Here is a 24,348-nt window from a genome sequence, read left to right on the forward strand (position 1 = left end):
AGAGACAGTAATCAGTGACACTCCGGGTTGAGATTTTCCGCGGCAACGACCTTGCGCTTCCCGATTCGGAGGTCAACGTCGTCATCGATGTCGTACGGGCCTTTACCGTGGCGCATTACGCCTTTTTGCGGGGTGCCGCGGAGATTCTCCTCGTCCCGGACGTCGCGGCGGCCTTTGCCGTGCGGAAGGAACGTCCGGAGGTATTGCTGGCCGGTGAAGTAGGGGGATTGCCGATAGAGGGGTTCGATCTCGACAACTCCCCCGTCCGTTTCGCCTCCGCCGAACTGGAAGGGCTTATAATCGTGCAGAAGACGACGAACGGCGTTAAGGCGGCGCTGCACTCGCTGGGGGCGCCGACGGTGCTGCTGACGGGCTTCTCCAATGCCGAAGCGACAGTGCGCTATCTGCAGGCGCATTACGGCGGCACCGACGCGCGGATAAACCTTGTCGCCTCCCACCCGACCGGAGACGAGGATTTCGCCTGCGCGGAGTATATCCGTTCACAGCTGCTGGGCGAGGCGATGGATACCGATGAGGTCCGGCGGCGCATCTACGGCTGCGAGACGGTTGTGAAGTTCCTTGACCCCGCCCGTCCCGAGTTCAATGCCGAAGACATCGACTACTGCGCAACCTCCCTGCCGCCCGCCTTTGTTATGGCTGTTTATCAAGGAGCTCTGTGGACCAGCGTGCGGAAAGTGACACTCTGAACAGAGTCCGCCCCGTGAGCGCCCCGGCAGGGCCTTTGTATATCTCCCTTACGATAAAATGAGGCAGGAGGAGATGCATGTTCAGTTTTGAAGAGATTTTCGACCTTGTCGATATCGGGATTACTGTCTATGAACCGTTGGAGGAGGGTGACGACTTCAAGGTCGTCTACATCAATGACAAAGCGAAGAAACTTTGCCATTTTGATGTAGGAGAGTCCGTCAGCGAAGCGTTATCCACGCTCTTCCCTGTCAATGCGACCCGTCCCCTGCTTGAGTTCTTCCGGGAGGTGTACCGCACGGGAGAGGCGGAGGAGGTCGCCCTGGTCCCCTGCTACGGGTCCACCGACCTCTGGCAGGAGGGCTACATCTACAAACTCTCCAGTGGCCACCTCGTTTCGCGCTGCATGGGGGTGAAGGAAGAACGCGCGCGGGAGATCCTGGCCCCGGATGAGCGTCTGACCTTTCGAACGATCCTCGATACGGCGCCCATCGGGATCTGGTCCCAGGACATATCCGGCAGACTCCGCTTCGTCAACAAGGCCTTCTGCGATGCCACAGGTATCAGCGAGGAGCGGTTCCTCTCCGTCCCCCATTACGAATCGCTCTATTCAGCGGAAGCCGCGCAGAGCTGCATGCGTTCGGATGCCGCGGCCCTGCAGCAGAGCGAACCCCATCTCTCCTATGAGAAGATCCCCTTTACCGACGGCAAAGTGCATGAGGTCCTCATTGTCAAAACGCGGGTCGAAAACGCGGAGCACGGCGTCAGCGGCCTGGTCGGACTCAGTCTCGATATGACCGAACAGCTCGAAGCGGAGCGGAAGCTCGAGGCGATCAACCGGAACCTCGAGGAGCGGATCAGGGAGGAGATCGAAGCGAGCCGCCGGAAAGACACGATGCTCTTTCAGCAGAACAAGTTCGCCGCGATGGGGGAGATGATCAGCAACATTGCGCACCAGTGGCGGCAGCCGCTCAATACCCTTGGGTTGCTGATGACGGGAATGTCGGTCAAGATGATGATGGCGAAGGACGAAACGCGCGAGAGCGAATTCGAAGAGTTCCAGAGCCACTGCAGCGAGATCATCCAGTACCTCTCCGACACGATCGACGATTTCCGCCTCTACTACCAGGAGGACGGGGGGCACGACAGTTTCTGCATCAGCGATATGGACAAATCGCTGCAGACCCTCGTTATCAGCTCCATTATGGGCAAGCGGATCGGTTACGAGACCGATCTCGAAAACGTCCGGATCGGCGGGCATCTGAACAACCTTAAACAGGCGCTGATCAACCTCTATTCGAACGCGGCCAATGCCATTAAGAGCCACAGGACCGATGCGGGCTTCATCCAGTGCAGAGGATTCGCCGAAGGATCGCAGTATGTCATCAAGGTCTGCGACAACGGCGGCGGCATCGACAAGGCGATCATCGACAAGATCTTCGACCCCTATTTTACGACCAAGCACAAAAGCCAGGGCACGGGACTGGGGCTCTACATGACACGGCAGATTATCGAGCAGAAGTTTGGCGGCACGATCTCCGTGAAAAATGAGAAAGCCGGCGCCTGCTTTACGATCCGCATCCCCTTTGCCGGAGAGGCGTGCTGATCTTCCGCCCGCCGTCTTGGCGGTTTACATTCATTTACGTCGCAGCAACAATGGTTTGGGGAATGTGGCGTATAATATTCCCAATTAACCGGGAGGGGAGATCATGAAAGATTACTCGTTACAACTGCGCGTCTGGCACTGGGCCAACGCCGTCGTCGTCCTCGGTCTGCTGGGGACGTTTTTCCTGCGCAAGACCTTTTTGAGCTGGCACACCAATTCGCAGATCCTGCTGGAGAAGCTCGCATCATTCGGCATTACCGTGACGCCTGAGCAGGCCGCGGCACTGGCCAAGGCTGTCAGGGCGCCGATGTGGGAGTGGCACATCATCCTGGGGTACGTTTTCGCCGTGCTCGTCCTCTGGCGGCTGGTGATGATTTTTAAAGAGGGGTTCGGCTACGCACCGGAGAACAGCCACATGGCATGGGTCTATCGAGGCTACAAAGTCATCTACGCCGTGATGGCATTTATGGCCGTCAGCGGGCTGCTCATCACTTTCTACAAGGATATCGGCCTTGCCAAGGACATTGCGGGCTCCGTCAAGGAGCTGCACGAGCTTGTCGCCTGGGCCATCGTCGCCTTTGTTGTTCTGCACATTGCCGGCGTCTTTGTCGCCGACAACCGCGACCAGAAGGGGATCACCTCGAAGATGATCTCGGGCTAGTCCCTGTGGCAGTGCCTGGAGAGGAAGGGGAGCAGGGCGGCATTGAACGCCTCGGGGTTCTCGAGGTTGCTCAGGTGTCCCGCCCCTTCGATGATGACGAGCTCGGCGTCCGGGAGGGCGTTGTGCATGTAGACCGAAGCGTCCGGCGGAGCGATTTGGTCCGCCTCGCCGACGAGGATAAGCACCGGGAGAGCGAGCCGGGGGAGTCCGCTGCAGGTCTCGTCGCGCTCGCGCATGGCGCGCAGCGAGTGCACCAGGGAGTGTGCGGGCGTTGAAACGATCATCTCCCTGACTGCGGCGACTGTTTCGGGATGCTGTTCGAAGGTCTGTTCCGCGAGCAGTTTTCCCAGCAGCCCCTCGGCAAAGGGCTCGACGCCGTCCGCTTCGATGGCGCGGATGGCCTGCAGCCGCTTCTCGCGCCCTTCGGGCGTATCGGCGGCGCACTGCGTATCACAGAGAATGAGGGCGTTGAAGCGTTCGGGGTGTTGCTCCGCCGCCCGCAGGGCGATGTAGCCGCCCATTGAGAGGGCGCACAGCGTCGCTGTTTTGACCCGCAGGGCATCCATCAGTGAGAGCAGGTCCTGCACAAAGAGGGGAATGGAGAAGGGCTCTTCGCCCCCCTCCGTTGCCCCGTGTCCTCTTAGGTCGTAAGCGATGACCCGGCAGTGCTTCCTGCAGGCTTCCGCCTGGCGCTGCCACATCGTCCGGTTCAGGGGAAAGCCGTGCAGAAAGATCAGTGCCGGCATGTCGACCGATCCCAGGTCGTCATAGTGTATTTCAATACCGTTGACCGTCGTTGTCATGCTCGCTCCTTCTATAAGTATATTTAATCAATTTTAGCGAAAAAACATACCGTTTTCATAATGAAAATCTATATGTGTCCTACGGTGGTCCGTCAGCAGGCAGCAGTGCTATAATGGGGATAAAGAGCTACTGACAAAAAAACGGGAAGGAGAGGAGCAAAGATGAAGACGCTGTGCAAGATCAGATTGAATGCGGATGAGAAGCCGGACAAGGCGCTGCGAAAGCTGCTCTCCTCCCCGAAATACTACTGCAGAAAATGCCTGCGTAGCGCGGCGGAGAAGGGGGCGCTGTGCAAACCGGAGAAGCTATGAACCGTAGACTTCCATCGGCATCCCGATGGCAATGGGGTTGTGGAGCATGACGCTGCGCTTCGCCTCGCCGTCGGCGGCAAAGAGGTCGTAGGGGACGTAAAGCAGGCGCGCGGAGATTTTTTTGTGCGCCTGCGCCTTCTCCTCGACGTGGATGCGGATCCCCTGGGGCGAGGGGGCACTGTACTGCTCGGGGATCGTGACGCGGGCCACGAGGGCAACGGCGTCGACGTCTTCCATCTTCACTTCGCCCTTGAGGCGTTCGAGCAGGTGCTCGTAGCACTGTTTCTCTTCGACGCTTTCGCAGGCGAGGTCGCGTACCGTTCCGTTCTGCGCCAGCAGTTTGGCAAAGGGGAGGAGGGGACGGTCGTTCTCCAGGGCGATAACGGCGTCGGCGACGCAGCGCTCCACCATCTCGAACAGTTTCTCTTCGTCGGTCATCGTTTTCCTTTTTGGTTTGTGTGCCCCTTGTACCATTTGCAGCGCTTTTTCTGCTTGATGGTATAGACGTTGTACTGAAACTTCTTGCCGCAGTCGGGGCAGGCGAAGATCGCACGGTTCTTCGCCTTCATATAGCGCACAAACAGGAAGTTGCCGACCTGGTCGCCCTCGCGGTAGACGGTTTTGTCGTTGCGGGCGGCGAGCGCCTCGGCGTTTTGGGCATCTTCGCGCGCACGGCGCTGCCAGAGCGGCTCTTCGTCCTCTTCGAACGTGCCGGTGTCGGCGGTGTAGCGTTCGGTCATCGGCAACGGGCCGTCATGCGCAGCAGAAATCGGCAGAGAGGTGAGTTGGCAGACATGGGTGAATTATATCCTATCCGCGCGGCGGGAAAAAACGCCATGCCGGCTCGGAAACATGCCGTTCGGTCAGAGGGAATGTGCTATTATCTTCTTAGATAATAACGTTCACAGAAAGTGTTAACGATGGACTACGAACTCAATATTCGCGAAGTGATTTACGCCCTCACCGAGGCCCTTGACCTTGTCGGTATCGACGATACGCGTCACGGAAAGCGGGTGGCCTTCATGGCCGCCGAATGCGCAAGAGCCGCGGGGTTTGATGAGGCATTTATAGACGATATCATCGGGATCGGGATGCTCCATGACTGCGGTGTTTCAACGACGGACGTTCACCGCTCCCTTGTCACGCAGCTGGAGTGGAAGGATGAGCAGATCCACTGTGAACGCGGTGCGATCCTGCTGGGCAAGGTGGCGCTCTTTCAACGCTTCGCATTGCCGGTCTACTACCACCACACCCACTGGGAGCTTCTGGAGCATCTGCCCGTTGACAGGCGTGTCAAACAGCTGGCCAACCTGATCTATCTCGCCGACAGGGTCGATGCGCTCCGCTCGCAGATGGGCGGTTCGGGCCTGGAACAGAGTGCGGAGATCGAACGCGTCATCGTCGAGCACAGTGGCACCTTTTTCGCACCGGATTTCGTCGAAGCGTTCCAAAAGGCTTCGGGCCGGAACTCCTTCTGGTTCTCCCTGGAGGACGAACCGCTGGAAGAGCAGCTGATGGAGTGGGTCGGCAGGGGGGAGAACAGACCGTTCTCCTTTTCGGCCGTGCGGGAGATGGCGCAGATGTTCGCCGACGTCGTCGACGCGAAAAGCCCCTTCACCTTTGAGCACTCCTTCGGGGTCGCGGCACTGGCAAACTTTTTGGCCCGGGGGTTCGGGCTGGACGAACAGAGGCGCGAGACGGTGGAGATCGCTGCACTCCTGCACGATCTGGGCAAACTGCGGGTCGAAGATGCCATTTTAAACAAGAACGGTCGGCTGGATGCCGGGGAGAAGATATTGATGAACCGGCACGGGTTCGATTCGAATATGATCCTGCGGCGCATCCACGGTTTCCGGGGAATCGCCCGCATCGCCTCCCTGCACCACGAGATGCTCGACGGAAAGGGGTACCCCTACAGCCTTGGGGAGGAGGAGATCCCCCTTGAAGCGCGGATCGTAACCGTCGCCGATATCTTCCAGGCCCTGGTGCAGACGCGCCCCTACCGCGCGGCGATGGAACCGGACGCGGCCTTCGCCATTTTGCAGGAGATGGCCGATAATGGGAAGATCGACACGGCGGTCGTGGCGATGATCGGCACAAACCTGCAGCAGGCCTACCGCCTGGCAAAATACAAAGAGCGCGTCAAAGCGGCATAGGGCCGCCGCACTACAGGGCTGCTTTCAGGAAAAGAATCATGTTGCGGTAGTGGTCGCCGTTCCAGTAGACGCGGCCGCATTCGGGGCACTGCCGGAAGGTGTCGAAGGTTTCGTAGACCTTTTCGGGTACGGCCTTTTGAATCGCGGCGGGGCAGACGCGCACGAGCGGAGCATTGCAGACAAGGCAGCGCCGATGCACATCCTCGCCTATTTCCAACCCGAAATGCGCCGCCAGTTCGCGCAGCTGGTCGTGGAGTTCGACGGCGTCAAGCAGATAGACCGGCACGTTTTTGCGCTGTGAGAGGGCCGCATCCCGGGTGAGAATGGTGCGTGTCTCATCCTTGGCTACCCGGAGCAGTTCCGTGTCCGGGATGGTCGGGAAGAAGAGGGTGTCGTACCCCATGAAGCGGAGGTACTTGGCAACACGGCCGAGATGGCAGTCCGCGATAAAACGGTGCTTGCCGTCTCGCTGAGCACTGCCCATCAGGCTTCGGGGATCGTCTCGCTGACGCTGCTCCAGTCGGCCAGGCCTGTAGGGACGTTGCCGTACTCGTTTTCGAGCCGGTCCCACTCGGGATAGTCGGTGTTGAAGGCGGCGACGTCCTCGGCCGCTTTCTCCGGGCTCTCATACTCGCCGAGCATCTCCTCATCGATCCAAAGCTGGTAGCGCTCGTGGCCCGCCTGTCGGATCTCGAAGGTCCCGATATCGGTGTTGAAAAGGTAGTTCCGCATCTGCTCCTCCTTGGGTGCCTATAAGGATGATTATACCGTCATTACCGCCCAGCTGTCATCTTTGAGACACGCCGTGAGCATCTCGCCGGTGTGGGTATTCTCTACTCCCAGTGCCGCGAGGGCATCCGTAGCCTCATAATCCTCGGTGCAGACGATGCAGGCGCTCATGGTGACGCCGCTCTCCTGCATCTGTTTCAGACGTGCCTGCACCTCCGCATCGGCGGCGGCCAGTTTGATGGAGGGTCCCCAGATCATCAGGTGGGCCTCTTCCCAGTAGCCCCGTTCCAAAATGACGGAGCCGTAAAGCAGGGGCAGCTTCATGGCGACCTCTTTGTCGCCGTTCGTCCAGACGATCAGGAGTTTCGTTTTCGACATTGTTTTTGCCTTTTTGGTAAAATTCTATCCTAATGATCCGAGAAAAAATCGCAACCGCCACCTATCGCCTGAAACACAACCCCGCCCTGCGACGCAGTGTCGCGCAGATGAAGCCGAAAAAAACGGTGTGGGGTTTTTTGGGAGTCGTCCTTTTCTTCTTTGTCCCCGAGATCATCGCATTTATCTGGGGTGCCGACATCACCGCCTACGCCCATGCGCAGATGCTCGATGTCCCCGCCGAACCGCTGGCCACCTGGTACGAGTTGCTGGTCATGCTTTTTGAGGATGGGGGCAGCTGGGTGAACCTCGGTATCGGCTTCGCCTTCCTCGTCTGGCTTTTCCTGTAAAAAACCGGCTACCTACATCAGCTTCGGTTCCCGAAGCGCATTCAATGAAATTAGGAATTGGCCTTGAGCGCTCTTTGTAAGCCATCCCGGAGGCATATAGCCGGGAGGGATGAGCGATTCGCGAAAGGCCGCTTTTTGCGCTACTTTTTCTAAAAAAGTGGAATGAACATTTTTCCTTTTCCTTTCTTTTTACAAAGAAACGAAACCAAAGAAAATCGTCGTTGCGCGAATCGCACGCTGCTCCCGGCTTTATGCCTCCGCAGCGGCTTTCAAGGCACGCTTAACGACCTTTCGCCTATTAAAGTTATGCGCTTCGACGTGTCGAAGCTCGTATCAAGAGCTTTGTACTGACAAAGCGCATTCAAATCAATCGGAAGTTGGCCTTGAGCGCTCCTTGAAAGCCGCCCTGAAGGCATAAAGCCGAGAAGGGCGAGCGATTCGCGAAAGGCCGATTTTCTTTTGGTTCTTTTCTTATGAAAAAGAAAAGAATGAGAAGCGCCTCTTCATGCTTTTATCATGAGGAGCAGGAGAGCTTGAGGTTCTTGTGTTCGTTCGGCGTTGCTTTGGCGTAGCGCTCGAACTGCGGCAGTTCGTCAAAGGGATTGCGGGCGATTTCCAACAGCTCCTCGACTCCGCTGTTGTCGAACTTCTCCGCTTTTTTAATCGCCTCTTGCAGCATGTAGTTCTTCAGCACGTATTTCGGGTTGGTCCGCAGCATGGCGGTGCGGCGCTCTTCCGCGCTGTGCTCCTCCAGCCGCAGCCGGGCGTCGTACTCGGTCAGCCATTCACGGACCGGTTCGCGGTCGACGCAGATATCGAGCAGTGCTTTGCCGTCGCCGTCGTAGCGGCTGAGAGTGCGGAAGAAGAGGGTGTAGTCCGCCTGGCTTTTTTGCAAAGCGGTGAGCATCTTTTTAAGCAGGATGATGTCGTCCTCCTTCTCAGTCGCCAGTCCCATTTTGCTACACATAATCTCGACGTAGGTCTGGGTGTAGACGGAACCGTAATCGTCGAGCTTCTTCTCCATCCGCTCCTTGGAGACGATGGGCGACATGGCCTCGGCGAGCATGGAGAGGTTCCAGTAGGCGACGTGGGGCTGCTGCCCGAAGCCGTAGCGGCCGTGGGTGTCGGTGTGGTTGCAGATAAAGGAGATGTCGTAGTCATCAAGCATGGCGTAGGGGCCGTAGTCGATGGTGAGGCCGCCCATGGACATGTTGTCGGTGTTCATGACCCCGTGGTTGAATCCGACACTCTGCCACTGCGCCAGCAGACGGGCGGTACGCTCGACGACCTCGGCGAACATCAGGAAATAGGCATCTTCTTCGCCCTGAAGGTGCGGGTAGCTCTCGGCGATGACATAGTCGGCGAGGGGTTCGAGTTTGTCGTGCTCCTCTTTGTAGTAGAAGTACTCGAAGGTGCCGATACGGACCCAGGTCGGTGACATCCGCAGCACGACCGCCCCGCGCTCGAGGCGTTCGCGCACGACTTTCGTTTCCGATCCGATCAGGGCGAGGGCCCGGGTCGTTGGGATGCCGAGGTGGTGCATCGCCTCGCTCATCAGGTATTCGCGCACAGAGGAGCGCAGGACGGCCCGCCCGTCGCCCATGCGCGAGTAGAGGGTTTCGCCGCTCCCTTTGAGCTGAAGGTTCCACGCGCCGCTCTTGCCGAGGTTGATCGCCCGCCCGTCGCCGAGGCGCGGGACGAACATCCCGAATTGGTGCCCGGCGTAACACATGGCGAAGGGACGCGAACCCTCCGGCAGGAAGGTGCCGTTGAGCAGCCCGACGAGTCTGTCGTCCGTGCCGGCGTCCGAAGAGAGGCCGATCAGTTCGGCGGCGTCGGGGTTGAAGCTGATAAGGTAGGGGTTTTTCAGCGGCGTCGGTTCGGTCGGGTCGTAAAAGTGCGGATCGAGGCTGAGATAAGGGGTGTCGAGTGTGAGTGCATCCAAAGTCATGCCGACTTTGTACATTTACTGTTCTAAAAACGCAATGGGATGCGGCGATGCGTGCTCGCCGCTTGGTGTCACCCCTCTGAATTGACGAGATAGGGGTTGTCGTCGACACCCCGGCGGTGAAGGTTGACGGCGCTCTCCAGCGTGCGCTCAATCACTTCGCTCCACGCTTCGATTCCCGCGGGGACATGGATGGCCTCGCTTTCAAGGTTGTCCCATTCGATGTAGCCCGTGTTGAATGTCGCGACGTCATCGGCAGCTTCGGCGGCCGTGGCGTATTCGCCGAGTTTCTCGTTCTCCAGCCAGAGTTCGTACATCCGGTGGTGGCGGCTGTTCGTAATCTCGAACGTGCCCAGGTCGGTATTGAAAATATAGCTGTGCATCCTCTCTCCTCTTGATGAATGCATCAGCCCTTGCGTTTCGCTTTCTTTTCGACACGCTCTTTGACTTTGTAGTCTTTGATGTGCTTCTTGACCTCCTGCTTGAGCTCTTTTTTCAGTATGTTCTTGAGCTCTTTCTTGACGTATTTGCTGACTTTTTTCTTGTCGATCATCGCATCTCCTTTGCAACGGTATGGTTACATCATAAAACAGGATGGCTTAAATGTCAACGTTGCGGCAGCCGCAACGGACATGTCGGCGGGAGCGTGCGGGGAGAGGCGATCGTGCGCGGGTCGCTTACGCGGCGGGGCTGCCTTCGCGGACCGTCCGGCGGGAGAGGCAGGTCGGGTAGGAGCGCGCTTCGGCGATGGAGGAGGCTTCGGTTTCGATCAGCTGTTCCGAAGGGACGGCCGGCACGTCAAAGGTGCGCGTCCCTTGGACAGAGGCGTCAGCGTAGCCGAGGCGTACAAGACGTTCAACGATAGCATCGGTCATGCTCAGTACCGAGGAGGCTTTGACGACTTCGCAGCGGGCATAGCGGTCGCCGACGAAGGAGACGTCGGCGGCGCGAAGGGTCGGGTCGTCGCCGGGGATCTGCTGGGCACCGAAGAGGGGCTTGGAGGCGACCTCGGCGTCGATGAAGGCGGGAATATAGCGCGCCATGTGCTCGATGGCGCGGCGGCTGCGGCGTTCGACGCAGGACCACTCCCACTCCCGGTCGATCATCTCGATAAAGCGCTCGTCAAGGTTCGGCTGGGCGCTGGCGGGGGTGCTGCCGACCAGCCCTTCGTCAAAGAGGGTGATGTCGTTGGTCATGCCGTGCAGCTGCACGAAACCGCAGGGATAGGGGGTGAACTGGGCCATCCCGTTGGGGGTGCCGCGCTCGCCGTGGAAGATCACCTCCGGCCAGACGGCGCTCTCCTGCCACTTGGTGACGTAGGCGGCCTTGAATTCGACCATCCGCTCGCGTTTGAAGCCGAGCATGTCGTCGATCTCCCCGGTGCGGAAGCCCGCGGCGTTGATTAGGTAGTCGAAGCGCTGCGTCGTCGTATGCTCCCCTTCGGTCGCGGTGACAATGAAACCGTTTCCGTCAACGCTTTGCGTCGCGGCGGTGACCGCCGTGCCGAGTTGCAGGTCGCAGCCGTCGAGCTTTTGAAGCGAGAGGGCGGCGCCCGCGCCGAGGCGGAAGAGGTTCAGACCGTACTCCTGGACCATAATGAGGGGAAATTTGACGGTGGAGAGGTCGACTTCGCGGGCGACGGGGATCATCCACTCGTCGGGGGTCTGCGGCATGGCGACCGGTTCGCGTTCGCGGAGCGCTTCGACGCTTTCGCGGTCGTAAAGGCGGAAGTAGGTCTCCGGGTCGCCCAGGACCTGGTTGCGTTCGTCCTCGGCGATAAAGCGCCGGTATTCGCTGCGCAGCATCTCCAGCCGGGGGTAGAGGTCGTCGGGCTCGCCTGTGTCGGTCAGGGGGACGGCGATGACCGTCGGGCGGAAATCGACGGCGTAGGGGTAGAAACGCAGCAGATCGATGGACTGGCGCAGCAGGGTGACGCACTGTTCATCGGAAATCTCGCGGTAGAGGTTCCCGCCGGCATGCAGGTGGCAAAACGGGGGGCCGGAGACGAGGCTCTCGCCCTTTTCGAAGAGGGTGACCCGCATCCCGATGCGGCTCAGGTAGAGCGCCGCCGTCGCTCCTGCGACCCCTCCGCCGACGATGGCGATGTTAGCCGGCACCATGGGAGACTCCGAAGGGGGCAGCGACCTCGGCGAAGGTGTCGCAGACGAGATTGGGGGTATACGAGGCGATTGCCTCCCCGTAGTTGTAGCCGTAGCCGAGGCCGATAGCATCCATTCCGGCGGCTTTGGCCGCGAGGATGTCGTTTTTGGAGTCGCCGATCATGACGCAGCGCTCCTTGTCCACGCCAAGGGTTTCGCAGACGTGCAGCAGGGGCCGGGGGTCCGGTTTCCGTTGGGGCAGCGAATCGCCGCCGAGAGTATATTCGAACAGTTCAGACATCCCCAGGCTGTGCAAGATGGGTTCTATGAAGGCGTAGGGCTTGTTGGTGACAATGGCCAGGCGGTAGCCCTCTTTGTGCAGTTGTTGCAGGACTTCGGGCACCTGAGGGTAGGGGCGCGTCAGCACGGCGAGGTTGCCGGCATAGAACTCCAAAAAGATTGCGAGAGCGCGGTCGACCGTTTCGGTATCGTCCTCCGCGTTGCCGCTCGCGCGCAGGGCACGCTCGACAAGGGTGCGAGCCCCGTTGCCGACCCAGCCGCGCACGGTCGTCTCTTCGAAGGGGGGACGCCCGAGCTGTTCAAGCATATGGTTGACCGCCAGCGCCAGGTCGGGGGCGCTGTCGATGAGGGTACCGTCAAAGTCGAATAGAATCAGCTCTTTATGCGTGAACACCTGTCGTTTCCTTATTTAAATATTTCGCCGGGATTATAGCGCAGCCCGATTAATCCCGTTTTCGTTAAAATGGCTTCCGTTTTTATCTAAGTGCAACTTTAAGACCAAAAGAGACCCGCTATGCCCAAAACCATTACCGTCATCGATACCTTCGGTTTCTTCTTTCGCAGTTTTTACGCCCTGCCGCCGCTCACGAACAAAGAGGGGTTCCCGACCGGCCTGCTCACCGGTTTCATCAACTTTATCGACCGCCTTCACCAGGACCATGCCAGCGACTACATCGTCTTCGCCCTCGATGCCAAGGGGCCGACCTTCAGGAACGAGATCGACCCCGAGTACAAGGCGCACCGCCCGCCGCCGCCCGACGAGCTCAAAGCGCAGCTCCCCATCGCCATCGAGTGGATCGAGAAGATGGGCTTCAAGACCCTGATGCAGAGCGGTTTTGAAGCCGACGATATGATCGCCTCTATTACGAAAAAGGCGGTCGAAGCGGGGATGGTCGTGCGGATCGTCTCCCACGACAAGGACCTCTACCAGCTTATCGACGATGACAGGGTCGTGCTCGTCGACGCCATAAAGCGCAAGGACGTCAACGAGACGGAGTGCCTGGAGAAGTACGGCATCCGCCCGGAGCAGTTCACCGACTACCAGGCGCTGCTCGGCGACAGCGCCGACAACGTGCCGGGAGTCAAGGGGATCGGAAAGGTGACGGCGCAGAAGCTGCTCAACCAGTACGAGACCCTCGATAACGTCTACGCGAACCTCGACGAGGTGAAGCCGGCCGGGGTACAGAAGAAACTGCGCGAAGGGGAGGAGAACGCCTGGATGTCGCGCAAGCTCGTCACCCTGCGCGACGACCTTTTCGAGAAGGTAGCGTGGGACGAATACGACATGGACGACGGCAACCCTTTCCTGCCGATCGTACCGGAGCTGATACGCTACGAGATGAACGGGATCATCCGCAAGCTCAAAGCGAAGAAGCTTATCAGCGAAGAGGAGATCAGTAACGAAAATGCCGTGCAGGAAGCGGAGTGCCCGCTGCCGGCGAACGCCGGGTTTAGCGCGAAACTGATCACCGACGAATCGGAGCTCGCCGCGCTCACCGGCGCGATCACCGCGGAGACCCTGGTCGCTTTCGATACGGAGACGACGGGGCTGGATTATCTGGAAGATACGATGGTCGGGTTCAGTTTCTGCCTGAACGCAGAGGAGGCCTACTACGTCCCCGTTGGGCACAGCTACCTCGGCGTTCCGGAACAGGTCGGCGAAGCGGCCGCGTCTGCGGCACTGCGGCAGATCTTCACCGGGCGGGTCGTCGGGCACAACCTCAAGTTCGACCTCCACTTTGTTAACCACTATATGGAGGGGTTCGAACCCTCCCTTTATGCCGATACGATGGTCATGGCGTGGCTTGCCGCACCCGAGAGCCCGCTCTCCCTGGACAAGCTCGCACAGGTCCACCTTAATCATACGATGATCAGCTTCAAAGAGACGGTCAAGAAGGGGGAGGACTTCTCCGGGGTCGACCTGGCCGATGCCTGCGGCTACGCCGCGGAGGATGCCTGGGCGACGTTGATGCTCTATGAGAAACTGACGGCGCTGCTGGACCTGCAGGGCGAGCATCTGCTCGAAGAGGCCGCGGCGGTGGAGTTCCCCTTCTCACTGACGCTCGGCGCGATGGAAGAGGCGGGTATCAAGGTCGACACCAAGGTGCTTGCGACCTTCCTGGAGGAGGCGAAAGAGCGTCTGGCGGAGCTGACGCAGAGCATCTACGAGCTCAGCGGCAGCGAGTTCAACATCAACTCCACGAAACAGCTGGGCGAGGTGCTTTTCGAGAAGCTGGAGTTGCCCGTGGTCAAGAAGACAAAGACGGGCTATTCGACAGACGAGAAGGTACTGAGTTCTCTGCTGGACGCGCACCCCGTCATCGAGAAGCTGCTGTCATACCGCGAACTGCACAAGCTCGTTTCCACCTACCTCGACCCGCTCCTGCAACTGGGAGCGCAGCGCCCCGACGGCCGCATCCACACCTCCTACGTACAGACGGGGACGGCGACGGGGCGGCTCAGTTCGAAAAACCCCAACCTGCAGAACATTCCGACCCGCACCCCGCTGGGCGCGCGCATCCGCGAGGCCTTTGTGGCGGAACCGGGCAAAAAGCTTATCGGCATCGACTACTCGCAGATCGAACTGCGGCTGCTGGCGCATTTCAGCGAGGACCCGACCCTCGTCGACGCCTTCAAGCATGACAAAGATATCCACCTGAGCACCGCGATTGCCCTCTTCGGCGAGGAGGAGGCCCCGAAGAAGCGCAGCATCGCGAAGACCGTCAACTTTGGCCTGCTCTACGGCATGGGTCAGAAGAAGCTCTCCGATACCCTGGGGATCACGACGAAGGAGGCACGGGAGATCATCACCCGCTACTTCGAGACCTTCCCGACGGTCAAATCCTACTTCGCCTCCATCGTCGAGCGCTCCAAAGAGCAGGGGTACGTCGAGACCCTGCTGGGGCGCCGCCGCTATTTCGACTACGACAAGGCGACGCCGATGCTCAAAGCCGCGTACGAGCGCGAATCGGTCAACACCGTCTTCCAGGGCAGCGCGGCCGACCTGATCAAAATGGCGATGAATCGCATCGATGATGTGATAAAAAAAGAACGCCTCCCCGCTACCATGCTGCTGCAGATTCACGACGAACTGATCTTCGAGGCGGATGCGGCCCAGGCCGATGCGCTGGGGCAGCGTTTCCAATCTATTATGGAAGAGATCCATCCCCTGCATATCCCGCTGCGGGCGTCGCTGAACATCGGGGCGCACTGGGGCGAACTGAAATAGGCTCTGAATAAGCAACGCTTATTCAGCCTCTCCCGCCGATTGAAAGACTCCGTTAACCGAAAATGACTACAATTACGCACTTTGGGGGCCGCACAGCCCTCTGACTGCATGAAAAGGAATGAGATGAAGTACCTCCTCTCTGTGATCAGCTCCATGAAAACCATGGCCACGTTAATGCTGGTGTTTGCCGTCTCCGTCGGATACGCGACTTTTGTCGAAAACGATTTCGGCACGCCGACGGCCAAGGCCATGATCTACAACGCCCGATGGTTCGAGGTGCTGCTGGGTATTCTGGCGTTCAACCTCGTACTCAATATCGTACGCTTCAAAATGTGGAAGAAAGGGAAGGGGCTCGTCTTCCTCTTTCACTTCGCTTTCCTCGTTATCCTGTTCGGCGCGGCGGTGACCCGCTACGTCGGTTACGAGGGGATGATGCACATCCGCGAAGGCGAGACGGAGGACAAGATCACCAGCTCCACGAGCTACCTCAAGATCGTCTATGACGACAACGGCAAGGTCGGCGAGTACAAGCAGAGCCTCTACCTCTCCAAGCTCGGCGGCAACGACGTCGACACGACCTTTGATGTCGCCGGCAAAACGGTCAGCGTCAAGCTGCTCGAATACATTCCCGACGCCGTCTACAGCGTCGTGGAAGCGCCCGACGGCAAGCCGATCGCCAATATGATGATCACCGGCGGAGGTGCCCCCGACCAGATGCAGCTCTCCCAGGGCGAACAGTATGAAAACGAGAAGCTCATTATCGACTTCGATTCCGGCAAGCCCGTGCACGACGGTAAGCCGGTCGTCCGCCTGTTTATGGAAGGGGATACCCTGAAGATGGCCCACGGCTTCCCGCTGACCTACCTCAAAATGGATGACCAGAGCAGCGGTGCCGTTGCCCCGTCCCTGGAAGACAACGCCTCGACACGTACCCTCTATACGACGGAGAACGGCGCGAACTTCGTGATTCGCAGCTTCTTCGCCAAAGGGAAAAAGACGATCGTTTCTCAGGAGACGAAAAAGAAGGGGCCGATGATGCGCACTGCTTCGCAGGACGCGATGCGCCTACAGTTCAGCGACGGCAGCGAGACCAAAGAGGTCGTCGTCATGGGCACTTCCGGCCAGGTCGGCGTGCCGGAACCGGTGACGCTCTCAGGCATCCCGATGTCGGTCAGCTACGGCGCCGAGCTCATCCGCCTGCCGTTCGCCCTGAAACTGGCGGACTTCGAGCTCGACCGCTACCCGGGATCGCAGTCGCCGATGTCCTATGCGAGCGACGTTGTCCTGATAGATAAGGAACAGAACATCGAAATGCCCTATCGTATCTTTATGAACCACGTTCTTGACCACCGCAACTACCGTTTCTTCCAGTCCTCGTACGACCGTGATGAGAAGGGGACGATCCTCTCCGTCAATCACGACCCGGGAACCCTGCCGACCTATATCGGTTACCTGCTGCTCGCCATCGGAATGTTCGGCTCACTCTTCGTCAAGGGCGGCCGTTTCCGCCAGCTGGGCAAGATCGCCAAGCACGCCGCCGAAGAGAAAGAGAAACTGGCCGCGGGGCTCATCGCAGCACTGCTGCTGACGTTCGCGCCGCAAAGCGCCAAAGCCGATACGAACCCGATGATCAAGGAGATCACCTCCTTTGACCGCACCCACGCCGATATGTTTGGGGCCCTGATCGTTCAGGACAGCAACGGCCGTATGAAGCCGGTCGATACCCTCAGCACGGAGATCCTGCACAAGATTAACCGCGGCGACACCATTCTCGGTCTCAATGCGAACCAGATCCTGCTTTCGATGATGCTGATGCCCGAAGCGTGGCGCGACATCAAGATGATCCGTTCGGACAAGCTGGTTAACAAGGAACTGGGATTCGACGCCGGTGAGAAAACACTTGCCTTCAACCAGTTCTTTGAATACCCCGATGAGATGGCGGGCTACAAACTGAACAAATATGTCGAAGAGGCGATCCGCAAGGCACCGGGCAAACGCGATAAGTTTGACAAGGCCGTCATCAAAGTAGACGAACGCGTCAACGTCGCCTACATGGTCTACACGGGCGCGATGCTGCGCCTCTGGCCGGACGCGGGGGATGCGAACCACAAATGGGTGGCGACGATCGAGGCGATCAACGGCTTTACCCCGCAGGAGAGCATGCTCGTACGTTACCTCGCCGCCCAGTACTTCTCCTCCATCGACGACGCGGTCAAGAGCGGCGACTGGAGCAAGGCGGATGCCGCGCTGGAGCAGATCGCCGAGCATCAGAAAAAGGCCGGATCTACCGTCTATCCCGACGAGAACAAAGTGAAACTGGAGATCTGGTATAACCACGCAAACATCTTCGAACGCCTCTGGCCGCTCTATTTCCTTGTCGGTTTCGTGCTGCTGGTCTTCGCCTTTGCACACATCATCAACCCGCGCGTCAAGCTGGGGCTCTTCGCCAAGGGGGCCTATGGACTGCTCGTGCTCTTCTTCATCGCCCACACGGTCGGCCTGGCGATCCGCTGGTACATCTCCGGCCACGCCCCTTGGTCGAACGGGTACGAGTCGATGATCTATATCGGCTGGGCATCGGTCCTGGCGGGCTTCATCTTCTCGAAGAATTCGCCGATTACCCTTGCGGCCACCTCCATCCTTGCCGGGCTGATCCTCTTTGTCGCCCACCTCAACTGGATGGACCCGCAGGTAACGAACCTCGTGCCGGTCCTGCAGTCGTACTGGCTCAGTATCCACGTTTCCATGATTACCGGCAGCTACGGCTTCCTGGGACTGGGGGCGCTGCTTGGCTTTATTACGCTGATCCTTTTCATGTTCAACTCGGGCAAGCGCGCGCACAGCATTTCGCTCTCCATCAAGGAGCTCAACGCCATTAACGAAATGAGCCTGATGGTGGGGCTGGCGACGCTGACGGTGGGGAACTTCCTCGGCGGGGTCTGGGCCAACGAGAGCTGGGGCCGTTACTGGGGCTGGGACCCGAAAGAGACCTGGGCGCTGGTGACGATCCTTGTCTATGCCGTCGTTATCCACCTGCGCTTTATCAAGAAGATCTACACGCCGTACCTCTTCAGCGTTATCTCCCTGCTTGCCTTTACATCGGTCCTGATGACCTACTTCGGCGTCAACTACTACCTGGCGGGGATGCACTCCTACGCCAAGGGCGACCCGGTGCCGATCCCGGATTTCGTCCCGGTGACCTATGCGATCGTCTTCGCGGTCATTGCGCTGGCTTCGCGCCACCGCAAACTTGCACCCCTCTGCAAAGAGTAGGGTCTTTTTAAATCCTCCAAAACCTTTACGCCTGTTCTTCCGCCGATGCCCCCGGGCATCGCTCCTCTTTTCTCATACAATCATCCATTTTCCACCATCCGAATCCCCATTGAAACGGTCGGAATTATTTAATTTTATTCCCGGTTATTTTATGGGATTAAATAATTTGGATATAATTTTTTCTGAATCAAAATGAGAGGAGAGAGGTATGGTGAAAATCGTCCTGATGGCACTGATCGCGTTCGGCGTCCAGCTGCATGCGGCGGATCAGAAATTCAACCTGAAGTTCAATATGCTGAAGCTCAATGCGGAGATGGGATCGGCCCGGGAGTCTATGATCCGGAACGACAGGGCGGAAGCGCTGAAAGTGTTCAAGCGTCTCAAAACGGAGGTGCACGATCTTCTGAGCAACAAGGAGAAGATCGAATCCATGCTCCCCCCGGAGAAGAAACAGAAATCAAACATCGCCCTCGAGTCGGCAAAGCTGATCGCAGAGAATATCGAACTGATCGAGGATGCCTACGGAGAGAATACGCGGGACCTGACGCCGCGCAAACGCCAGATCAAAGCCCAAAGAGCCTACACCTCCATCGAACTGGCCTGTTTCCACTGCCACAACCTGGTGCGCGACGAACTGTAAACACCCTTCGATAACGATGCGCCCGCCCGGGCGTGTCAGGGTGTCGCTGTCGAGATAACCTCCCACGCCTCCACATCCCCAGCTATCGCGCTAAAGAGCGGATGCGTTTCAATTTCCTGTAACGATTCAAGTGCTTTGTAACGGTCTGGGTTCCGTTGTTTCAGTTTATGGAGCAGATGGGCAAACTCGTAGGCAAGCTGGCCCCTCTGCACCGACAGCGTTGCGCATTCACCTTCGCGCACTATTTTCCCCCTGTTGAACCTATAACCTCTCCTGTCCGCCTCGTCCACCACGTCACCGAGATAGCATGCAATGGCTTTTGCGGGGTCTTCGCACTGTTTGAAACGAAGTAACTGCGGGTGGTTCTTGTACCCTTTTGTTCGGCCGAGCAGCACGTTCTGCGCCAGCAGCGCTTCGCGCCACAGTGCGACCAACCCTTTGGCGTCCAGGTATTTCGGGTGGAGTGACCAGAGTCGCATCGGAGTCTCCTCCTTTTGCCCACATTGTGAGCGTTGTAGCTTATCCCACTATACTACAGATTTGCCGAGAACGCCGTCAGTCTTCACCAGGTCGATGACCCGTTTAAGCGCGTCGCCTTTTGAAAGCGTCAGCCGGATAATGCTCTTCGTACGGGCTTCGAGGGAGTGGGGGACGTGTGCATCGAAACAGACCATCTCCCCGCATTCAAGATCTGCTGCATCACCATTGGAGGTGAGTGTGACGCAGCCTTCGAGGACCATGATGGTAATCGGTCCGGGCGCGGTGTGCCCGCGCATGATGTTGCCTTTGGCCATACAGATGCGGATCTCTTTGGAAAAAGGGGTCTCCAGCATCTTTTCGACGACGACCCGTTCTCCGAAATGCGGCGCTTCCAGAAACGTGTATATTTTCATGTCAACTCCCCTTCACCATAGCGATGAAGTTTGCCGTGACGGTGTCCATGGTCGCGATGTGTTGTTGCAGCCACTGTGGCGTATCGGTGCAGATGTAGTCGCGGATGATCTCATCGTCGTTGCGGTTGCGCCACTCCATCATCACCAGCTGGAATGCATTAAGGGCGCGGTCATGCTCGGCTTTGTGCATCTCGAACGCGGGAAAGCCGACTTCTCGCATGAGGTACTCCTCGTTGGCGAAGTGCTCGCGGGTATGGAAAAAAAGTGCCTCAAGTGCCTGAGCGAGGGCCGTTTCGGGCGCACCGGTGTCGAGGAGCGTCTCGATATGGTTGAGCTGTTCCACCTCTTCGGCATGAACGGTGTTCATCTCGTCATAAGCGACTTTGGGGAGTTCGGCGAAAGCGATCATTGGATGATTCCTTTTTTGCGCCAGTATAGGTTATGATAGGGGATTGTGACATTGATATAGATCAAGTTGGAGGGGGCATGGGACTGGAACACTGCTATCTGTTCAACCGGCTGGAAGGGGATGACCTGGCACAGCTGCGGGAAATCAGCCGGGTGAAATCGCACAGCGCTGGGAGCACGCTTTTTTACGCCGGGGAGTACCCGGGAAAACTCCGCCTCATCGCATCGGGAGTGGTAAAGGTCGTCAAGCACGACACGGCAGGCAACGAGATCGTCCTGGCCCATTTCCGTGCTGACGACCTGGTAGCCGAAGCGGCACATTTCGAAAACATCCCCTATCCGGCGACAGCGCGCTGCGAAACGGACGTGACGCTCTACGAGATCGATTTCGGGGCTTTCAAAAGTCGCTTTCTGAACCGACCGGATGTGGCGCTGGGCATCATCCGGTCGCTGACGCGCAAGATCAAGCAGCTCGAAGCGGTGATCCGGCGCACCACGGTCGACGACGCGCAGACCCGCCTGGCACGCTACCTGCTGGAGCATGCCGACGTGCTTTCCGAGACGACCCAGAAGCAGATCGCGTCCGAGATCGGCCTGACGCCCGAAACGGTCTCGCGTATCGTGCGGCGCTTCAAAGCGCGGGGATGGGTCGAGGTGCGCGCGCGGAAGATCGTCATTACCGACCCGGAGGGGCTGAGAAGCATGCAGGATGAAACGGCGTAGGTGAAATGAAGAGCGGGACAGACCGTACACAAATCTTTTGATGCTTTTATCCGTCCTCCCTGTCCCGATGGAATTTTTTTCACTTTTTACTTCTGGGCGGTCGGCGGAACCGTTATAATTCCAACCATGGTACCCGAACTTCCCATCCATGCAGTCCTGCCCGAAATAGGGCAGGCGCTTTTCGACAACAACCAGCTTATCCTGCAGGCCCCTCCGGGTGCAGGTAAAACGACCGTTGTGCCGCTGGAACTGCTCGAAGCGGCGTGGCTGGAAGGCAAGAAGGTCGTTATGCTCGAGCCGCGGCGGCTCGCGGCGCGCAACGCGGCACTTCGGATGGCGGAACTGCTTGGCGAGGCGGTCGGAGAGCGGGTGGGGTACCGCATCCGACAGGAGACGAAAGTCTCGGCAGCAACGCGGATAGAGGTTGTCACCGAAGGGATCCTGACGCGGATGCTGCAGAGCGACCCGGCGCTGGAGGAGGTGGGGGTGCTCCTTTTCGATGAGTTTCATGAGCGCTCCATCCATGCCGACCTGGGACTGGCGCTCTCCTTGCAGTCGCAATCCCTGCTGCGTGACGACCTGAAGCTCGTGGTGATGTCGGCGACGCTGAATGCCGAAGCGTTGAAGGGCGTGCTGCCCGATGCCGCCGTCGTGACCAGCGAAGGGCGCTGCTATCCCGTAGCGTACCGTTACCTCGATATCCGGCGGAAGCTGCCCGAGGCGAAGAGCGTAGCATCGCTGACGGCGGAGACGATCATGAGCGCACTCAATGAGGAGCAGGGGAGCATCCTTGTCTTTCTGCCCGGTGTCAAAGAGATCAATGCCGTCGAGCGTGCGCTGCAGGGTGGGACGGCAAGCAACATTGTGATTGCGCCGCTGTACGGCGATCTCTCCAAAGCGGCGCAGCAGCATGCCATCGCCCCCGCCCCCGAAGGTAAACGCAAGGTCGTCCTCGCGACGAACATCGCCGAAACTTCCCTGACGATTGACGGCGTACGCATCGTCGTCGACAGCGGGCTGGAGCGTTTCGTGGAGTACGATGCGGCCTCTGGCATGAACCGGATGCGCACGCGCATGATCACGCAGGACTCCGCCGTGCAGCGCGCGGGACGGGCGGGCCGGACGCAAGAAGGGGTCTGCTACCGGCTCTGGCATGAGAATAAGCCGCTGGTGCCGCATGCGCGGCCCGAAATCGTGCAGAGCGACCTGGCACCCTTGATGCTGGAACTCGCCAACTGGGGTGCCGGCGTCGATGAACTGAATTGGGTCGACAGGCCGCCAATGCATGCGGTAGAAGAGGCATCCTTATTATTAATATCACTTAATATGGCAGATGTTTCCGGCCGCATCACGCCGCACGGCGAAGCGGCGCTGGCGCTTGGGCTGCATCCGCGCCTGGCCCACATGCTGCTGCGGGCCAAGGCGGAGGGACTCGGGTACGAGGCGGTTCTGCTCGCGACCCTGCTGCAGGAGCGGACGGGTTTCAGCGGTACGGACCTGTCCGAAGGCATGGGGTGGCTGGACCGTGTGCTGCAGACGGGTGAGAGCGGCAACCTGCTGCGCCATGCCGTGAACCTGCTCAAAAAGCGCACGGGCTGCGAACGGGGCAGCGGGGTGAAAACCGATACGGCGGGGGTACTCGCGGCGCTGGCGTATCCCGACCGCATTGCCAAACGCCGCAGTCAGGGGTCGGAGCGCTTTTTGCTGGCCAACGGCAAGGGGGCGGTGCTGGGCGATGCGACTCTGTTCCTGCATGACGATTACCTTGCCGTCGCCGATGCAGGCGGGCAGGGGGAGCCGCTGCGCATCTTCCATGCCGCCGCATTATCGCAGTCGGAACTGGAAGCGTGGTTCGGCGATGCCATTGCGACGGAGGAACAAGTCGCGTGGAACGACGAGTCGGGTCGCGTCGAGGCACTCCGGCTGCGGCGCCTCGGTGCCTTGACGCTGGAACAGTCACGCATTGACAGCCCTTCGCAGGAACTAGTCGCCAAGGGCGTGCTTGAGGGCCTGCAACAGAGCGGACTTTCCGTCTTGCCGTGGGCAAGAAAGAGCATGTCGCTCCGTGAACGGGTCAACTTCGTCAACCGCCACATGCCGGAGACGTTTGCCGCCATGGATGACGACACACTGCTGGAGACACTGGAGCACTGGCTGTTGCCCTACCTGGAGGGTGTCCGCGACCTCAAGGGGCTGCAGAAGCTCGATATGCATTCGATCCTCTCTGCGCTGCTGGGCTGGGACGCATTACAGAAACTGGATGCGCTGGCACCGGAGACGGTAACGGTGCCCAGCGGTTCGACCATCCGCATCGACTACGCAGACCCGGTGCAGCCGGTGCTTGCCGTGCGCCTGCAGGAGGTTTTCGGCTGGGAGCGTACGCCGACGGTACTGGAGGGTAGCGTGCCGCTGATGCTGCACCTGCTCAGCCCGGCCCAGCGGCCGGTACAGGTGACGAAGGATCTGGCGTCGTTCTGGCGGGAGGGATATGCCGAGGTGCGCAAGGAACTGCGGGGCCGGTACAAGAAACACTACTGGCCCGAAGACCCCTACGAGGCGGTCGCGACATCGAAGACGAAGAAGGGGATGGCGCGGGGCTGATCACTCCCGGAGCAGGTCGTAATAGGGCGGGATCTCCGGCGCGAAGAGGGCGTCGTCGAGGTTGCGGTTGATCTTCTGGTTTGAGAAGCGGATCTGGACACTGTTCTCGAAAGGGTCGTTGTAGGAGATCGCCAACGGGATGTCGTCGCGGATCTTGATAGTGAACTGCTGGGACTTGTGGGTCGCCAGGTAGGTTTCGTCGTCGAGCTTCACGGCCTTGGCGAGGATCTTGAAGAGGTCGATCTCGTCGCGGAAGGTCTTGACGATGGCCTGCTCGAGTTCCGGTTCGATGATGGTGACTTTGTGGCCGATAACGAAAACGCTCTTTTCGACGGGCTTGAAGTAGTGCCAGTGGGCCTTGTCCGGGCGCGTCGCGTCGACATGCCCCTCGTAGGTGATGGTCTTGTTCGTATCGTCGACGATCTGCTGGGTAAAATCCGCGCTGAAAGAACGGATGGAGTCGGTAAACCCGAAAAGGGCGCTAAAAGCGGCGAGCAGCAGAAAAATTGTTTTCATTTGAAACCTTTTTTGCGCAAT

26 protein-coding genes are annotated in these 24,348 nt (G+C 59.0%); 11 read left to right on the forward strand and 15 right to left on the reverse strand.

Features of this window, described 5'->3' with window-relative positions; translation table 11 throughout:
• Positions 1-14 precede the first annotated feature (14 nt).
• The 3 genes from LOH54_RS05825 to LOH54_RS05835 all read left to right on the forward strand — a co-directional run bounded on the left by LOH54_RS05825 (position 15) and on the right by LOH54_RS05835 (position 2,972).
• Positions 15-707, forward strand: a complete 693-nt coding sequence (locus LOH54_RS05825) for a 2-phosphosulfolactate phosphatase (protein ID WP_231021096.1) — start codon at positions 15-17, stop codon at positions 705-707.
• A gap of 77 nt (positions 708-784) precedes the next feature.
• Positions 785-2,311, forward strand: a complete 1,527-nt coding sequence (locus LOH54_RS05830) for a PAS domain-containing sensor histidine kinase (RefSeq protein WP_231021097.1) — start codon at positions 785-787, stop codon at positions 2,309-2,311.
• Between the two features lie 103 nt (positions 2,312-2,414).
• Positions 2,415-2,972, forward strand: a complete 558-nt coding sequence (locus LOH54_RS05835) for a cytochrome b/b6 domain-containing protein (RefSeq protein ID WP_231021098.1) — start codon at positions 2,415-2,417, stop codon at positions 2,970-2,972.
• Here the strand turns inward: LOH54_RS05835 and LOH54_RS05840 are convergent.
• The gene (locus LOH54_RS05840) at positions 2,969-3,775 is read right to left on the reverse strand and encodes an alpha/beta fold hydrolase (RefSeq protein WP_231021099.1); all 807 of its coding nucleotides are present in this window, start codon (positions 3,773-3,775) and stop codon (positions 2,969-2,971) included. The genes LOH54_RS05835 and LOH54_RS05840 overlap by 4 nt on opposite strands.
• A gap of 162 nt (positions 3,776-3,937) precedes the next feature.
• On the opposite strand from LOH54_RS05840, the gene LOH54_RS05845 reads away from it, so the two are divergent.
• Positions 3,938-4,087: a hypothetical protein gene (locus LOH54_RS05845; RefSeq protein ID WP_231021100.1), complete on the forward strand. Its 150-nt coding sequence runs from the start codon at positions 3,938-3,940 to the stop codon at positions 4,085-4,087.
• On the opposite strand, the gene LOH54_RS05850 is transcribed toward LOH54_RS05845, so the two are convergent.
• Entirely contained in the window at positions 4,082-4,525 is a 444-nt protein-coding gene (locus LOH54_RS05850) for a hypothetical protein (RefSeq protein WP_231021101.1), read from the reverse strand. The genes LOH54_RS05845 and LOH54_RS05850 overlap by 6 nt on opposite strands.
• A complete protein-coding gene (locus LOH54_RS05855) occupies positions 4,522-4,827 on the reverse strand; it encodes a hypothetical protein (RefSeq protein ID WP_231021102.1) in 306 nt (101 codons plus the stop codon). The genes LOH54_RS05850 and LOH54_RS05855 overlap by 4 nt, the downstream gene beginning before the upstream one ends.
• 180 nt (positions 4,828-5,007) lie before the next feature.
• On the opposite strand from LOH54_RS05855, the gene LOH54_RS05860 reads away from it, so the two are divergent.
• The gene (locus tag LOH54_RS05860) at positions 5,008-6,243 is read left to right on the forward strand and encodes an HD domain-containing phosphohydrolase (RefSeq protein WP_231021103.1); all 1,236 of its coding nucleotides are present in this window, start codon (positions 5,008-5,010) and stop codon (positions 6,241-6,243) included.
• Between the two features lie 10 nt (positions 6,244-6,253).
• Here LOH54_RS05860 and LOH54_RS05865 read toward each other — a convergent pair whose 3' ends face one another.
• The 3 genes from LOH54_RS05865 to LOH54_RS05875 are packed head-to-tail and all read right to left on the reverse strand — an operon-like array spanning position 6,254 to position 7,350.
• Positions 6,254-6,727 carry a Mut7-C RNAse domain-containing protein gene (locus LOH54_RS05865; RefSeq protein ID WP_231021104.1) on the reverse strand — a complete coding sequence of 158 codons (474 nt, stop codon included), beginning with the start codon at positions 6,725-6,727 and terminating at the stop codon, positions 6,254-6,256.
• Positions 6,727-6,975 carry a hypothetical protein gene (locus LOH54_RS05870; RefSeq protein WP_231021105.1) on the reverse strand — a complete coding sequence of 83 codons (249 nt, stop codon included), beginning with the start codon at positions 6,973-6,975 and terminating at the stop codon, positions 6,727-6,729. The genes LOH54_RS05865 and LOH54_RS05870 overlap by 1 nt, the downstream gene beginning before the upstream one ends.
• Before the next feature lie 30 nt (positions 6,976-7,005).
• Positions 7,006-7,350, reverse strand: a complete 345-nt coding sequence (locus LOH54_RS05875) for a DsrE family protein (protein WP_231021106.1) — start codon at positions 7,348-7,350, stop codon at positions 7,006-7,008.
• A gap of 32 nt (positions 7,351-7,382) precedes the next feature.
• On the opposite strand from LOH54_RS05875, the gene LOH54_RS05880 reads away from it, so the two are divergent.
• Positions 7,383-7,697 (forward strand): hypothetical protein, encoded by a 315-nt coding sequence (locus tag LOH54_RS05880; protein ID WP_231021107.1) that lies wholly within the window; start codon positions 7,383-7,385, stop codon positions 7,695-7,697.
• A 514-nt stretch (positions 7,698-8,211) separates the two neighbouring features.
• Here the strand turns inward: LOH54_RS05880 and LOH54_RS05885 are convergent.
• From LOH54_RS05885 to LOH54_RS05905, 5 genes are all read right to left on the reverse strand, one after another.
• Positions 8,212-9,648, reverse strand: coding sequence for a protein adenylyltransferase SelO (locus LOH54_RS05885; protein WP_231021108.1), 1,437 nt, complete (start codon positions 9,646-9,648; stop codon positions 8,212-8,214).
• A 68-nt stretch (positions 9,649-9,716) separates the two neighbouring features.
• Complete coding sequence (locus tag LOH54_RS05890) at positions 9,717-10,028, reverse strand: hypothetical protein (protein WP_231021109.1); 312 nt, start codon at positions 10,026-10,028, stop codon at positions 9,717-9,719.
• Positions 10,029-10,051: 23 nt separating this feature from the next.
• Positions 10,052-10,198: a hypothetical protein gene (locus LOH54_RS05895; RefSeq protein WP_231021110.1), complete on the reverse strand. Its 147-nt coding sequence runs from the start codon at positions 10,196-10,198 to the stop codon at positions 10,052-10,054.
• Positions 10,199-10,322: 124 nt separating this feature from the next.
• Positions 10,323-11,765 carry an FAD-dependent oxidoreductase gene (locus LOH54_RS05900; RefSeq protein ID WP_231021111.1) on the reverse strand — a complete coding sequence of 481 codons (1,443 nt, stop codon included), beginning with the start codon at positions 11,763-11,765 and terminating at the stop codon, positions 10,323-10,325.
• Entirely contained in the window at positions 11,752-12,438 is a 687-nt protein-coding gene (locus LOH54_RS05905) for a phosphoglycolate phosphatase (protein WP_231021112.1), read from the reverse strand. The genes LOH54_RS05900 and LOH54_RS05905 overlap by 14 nt, the downstream gene beginning before the upstream one ends.
• Before the next feature lie 120 nt (positions 12,439-12,558).
• Between LOH54_RS05905 and polA the strand changes: the two genes are divergently transcribed.
• The 3 genes from polA (at position 12,559) to LOH54_RS05920 (ending at position 19,186) form a co-directional block, all read left to right on the forward strand.
• A complete protein-coding gene (gene polA / locus LOH54_RS05910) occupies positions 12,559-15,273 on the forward strand; it encodes a DNA polymerase I (protein ID WP_231021113.1) in 2,715 nt (904 codons plus the stop codon).
• A gap of 123 nt (positions 15,274-15,396) precedes the next feature.
• The gene (gene ccsA / locus LOH54_RS05915; RefSeq protein ID WP_231021114.1) at positions 15,397-18,546 is read left to right on the forward strand and encodes a cytochrome c biogenesis protein CcsA; all 3,150 of its coding nucleotides are present in this window, start codon (positions 15,397-15,399) and stop codon (positions 18,544-18,546) included.
• Between the two features lie 208 nt (positions 18,547-18,754).
• On the forward strand, positions 18,755-19,186 hold the full coding sequence (locus LOH54_RS05920; RefSeq protein WP_231021115.1) for a hypothetical protein: 432 nt from the start codon (positions 18,755-18,757) through the stop codon (positions 19,184-19,186).
• 35 nt (positions 19,187-19,221) lie between these two features.
• Here LOH54_RS05920 and LOH54_RS05925 read toward each other — a convergent pair whose 3' ends face one another.
• The 3 genes from LOH54_RS05925 to LOH54_RS05935 are packed head-to-tail and all read right to left on the reverse strand — an operon-like array spanning position 19,222 to position 20,488.
• Complete coding sequence (locus LOH54_RS05925) at positions 19,222-19,665, reverse strand: pyrimidine dimer DNA glycosylase/endonuclease V (protein ID WP_231021116.1); 444 nt, start codon at positions 19,663-19,665, stop codon at positions 19,222-19,224.
• Positions 19,666-19,713: 48 nt separating this feature from the next.
• On the reverse strand, positions 19,714-20,079 hold the full coding sequence (locus LOH54_RS05930; RefSeq protein ID WP_231021117.1) for a cupin domain-containing protein: 366 nt from the start codon (positions 20,077-20,079) through the stop codon (positions 19,714-19,716).
• A 1-nt stretch (position 20,080) separates the two neighbouring features.
• Positions 20,081-20,488 (reverse strand): bacteriohemerythrin, encoded by a 408-nt coding sequence (locus tag LOH54_RS05935; protein WP_231021118.1) that lies wholly within the window; start codon positions 20,486-20,488, stop codon positions 20,081-20,083.
• Positions 20,489-20,565: 77 nt separating this feature from the next.
• On the opposite strand from LOH54_RS05935, the gene LOH54_RS05940 reads away from it, so the two are divergent.
• Both LOH54_RS05940 and hrpB read left to right on the forward strand, forming a co-directional pair.
• Positions 20,566-21,210 carry a Crp/Fnr family transcriptional regulator gene (locus LOH54_RS05940; protein ID WP_231021119.1) on the forward strand — a complete coding sequence of 215 codons (645 nt, stop codon included), beginning with the start codon at positions 20,566-20,568 and terminating at the stop codon, positions 21,208-21,210.
• A gap of 126 nt (positions 21,211-21,336) precedes the next feature.
• On the forward strand, positions 21,337-23,811 hold the full coding sequence (gene hrpB, locus LOH54_RS05945; protein ID WP_231021120.1) for an ATP-dependent helicase HrpB: 2,475 nt from the start codon (positions 21,337-21,339) through the stop codon (positions 23,809-23,811).
• On the opposite strand, the gene lolA is transcribed toward hrpB, so the two are convergent.
• Complete coding sequence (gene lolA / locus LOH54_RS05950; RefSeq protein WP_231021121.1) at positions 23,812-24,327, reverse strand: LolA-like outer membrane lipoprotein chaperone; 516 nt, start codon at positions 24,325-24,327, stop codon at positions 23,812-23,814. It abuts the gene before it with no gap.
• Positions 24,328-24,348 lie beyond the last annotated feature (21 nt).

The sequence above is a fragment of the Sulfurimonas sp. HSL-3221 genome (assembly GCF_021044585.1).
GTDB lineage: Bacteria > Campylobacterota > Campylobacteria > Campylobacterales > Sulfurimonadaceae > Thiomicrolovo > Thiomicrolovo sulfuroxydans.

Coding starts and splice junctions, on each gene's coding strand:
- LOH54_RS05880 (WP_231021107.1), top strand. CDS start 7,383: ATGATCCGAGAAAAAATCGCAACCGCCACCTATCGCCTGAAACACAAC.
- polA (WP_231021113.1), top strand. CDS start 12,559: ATGCCCAAAACCATTACCGTCATCGATACCTTCGGTTTCTTCTTTCGC.
- LOH54_RS05920 (WP_231021115.1), top strand. CDS start 18,755: ATGGTGAAAATCGTCCTGATGGCACTGATCGCGTTCGGCGTCCAGCTG.
- LOH54_RS05885 (WP_231021108.1), bottom strand. CDS start 9,648: ATGACTTTGGATGCACTCACACTCGACACCCCTTATCTCAGCCTCGAT.
- LOH54_RS05830 (WP_231021097.1), top strand. CDS start 785: ATGTTCAGTTTTGAAGAGATTTTCGACCTTGTCGATATCGGGATTACT.
- LOH54_RS05865 (WP_231021104.1), bottom strand. CDS start 6,727: ATGGGCAGTGCTCAGCGAGACGGCAAGCACCGTTTTATCGCGGACTGC.
- LOH54_RS05860 (WP_231021103.1), top strand. CDS start 5,008: ATGGACTACGAACTCAATATTCGCGAAGTGATTTACGCCCTCACCGAG.
- LOH54_RS05940 (WP_231021119.1), top strand. CDS start 20,566: ATGGGACTGGAACACTGCTATCTGTTCAACCGGCTGGAAGGGGATGAC.
- LOH54_RS05850 (WP_231021101.1), bottom strand. CDS start 4,525: ATGACCGACGAAGAGAAACTGTTCGAGATGGTGGAGCGCTGCGTCGCC.
- LOH54_RS05840 (WP_231021099.1), bottom strand. CDS start 3,775: ATGACAACGACGGTCAACGGTATTGAAATACACTATGACGACCTGGGA.
- LOH54_RS05875 (WP_231021106.1), bottom strand. CDS start 7,350: ATGTCGAAAACGAAACTCCTGATCGTCTGGACGAACGGCGACAAAGAG.
- LOH54_RS05845 (WP_231021100.1), top strand. CDS start 3,938: ATGAAGACGCTGTGCAAGATCAGATTGAATGCGGATGAGAAGCCGGAC.
- hrpB (WP_231021120.1), top strand. CDS start 21,337: ATGGTACCCGAACTTCCCATCCATGCAGTCCTGCCCGAAATAGGGCAG.
- LOH54_RS05870 (WP_231021105.1), bottom strand. CDS start 6,975: ATGCGGAACTACCTTTTCAACACCGATATCGGGACCTTCGAGATCCGA.
- lolA (WP_231021121.1), bottom strand. CDS start 24,327: ATGAAAACAATTTTTCTGCTGCTCGCCGCTTTTAGCGCCCTTTTCGGG.
- LOH54_RS05890 (WP_231021109.1), bottom strand. CDS start 10,028: ATGCACAGCTATATTTTCAATACCGACCTGGGCACGTTCGAGATTACG.
- LOH54_RS05895 (WP_231021110.1), bottom strand. CDS start 10,198: ATGATCGACAAGAAAAAAGTCAGCAAATACGTCAAGAAAGAGCTCAAG.
- LOH54_RS05900 (WP_231021111.1), bottom strand. CDS start 11,765: ATGGTGCCGGCTAACATCGCCATCGTCGGCGGAGGGGTCGCAGGAGCG.
- ccsA (WP_231021114.1), top strand. CDS start 15,397: ATGAAGTACCTCCTCTCTGTGATCAGCTCCATGAAAACCATGGCCACG.
- LOH54_RS05925 (WP_231021116.1), bottom strand. CDS start 19,665: ATGCGACTCTGGTCACTCCACCCGAAATACCTGGACGCCAAAGGGTTG.
- LOH54_RS05855 (WP_231021102.1), bottom strand. CDS start 4,827: ATGACCGAACGCTACACCGCCGACACCGGCACGTTCGAAGAGGACGAA.
- LOH54_RS05935 (WP_231021118.1), bottom strand. CDS start 20,488: ATGATCGCTTTCGCCGAACTCCCCAAAGTCGCTTATGACGAGATGAAC.
- LOH54_RS05930 (WP_231021117.1), bottom strand. CDS start 20,079: ATGAAAATATACACGTTTCTGGAAGCGCCGCATTTCGGAGAACGGGTC.
- LOH54_RS05835 (WP_231021098.1), top strand. CDS start 2,415: ATGAAAGATTACTCGTTACAACTGCGCGTCTGGCACTGGGCCAACGCC.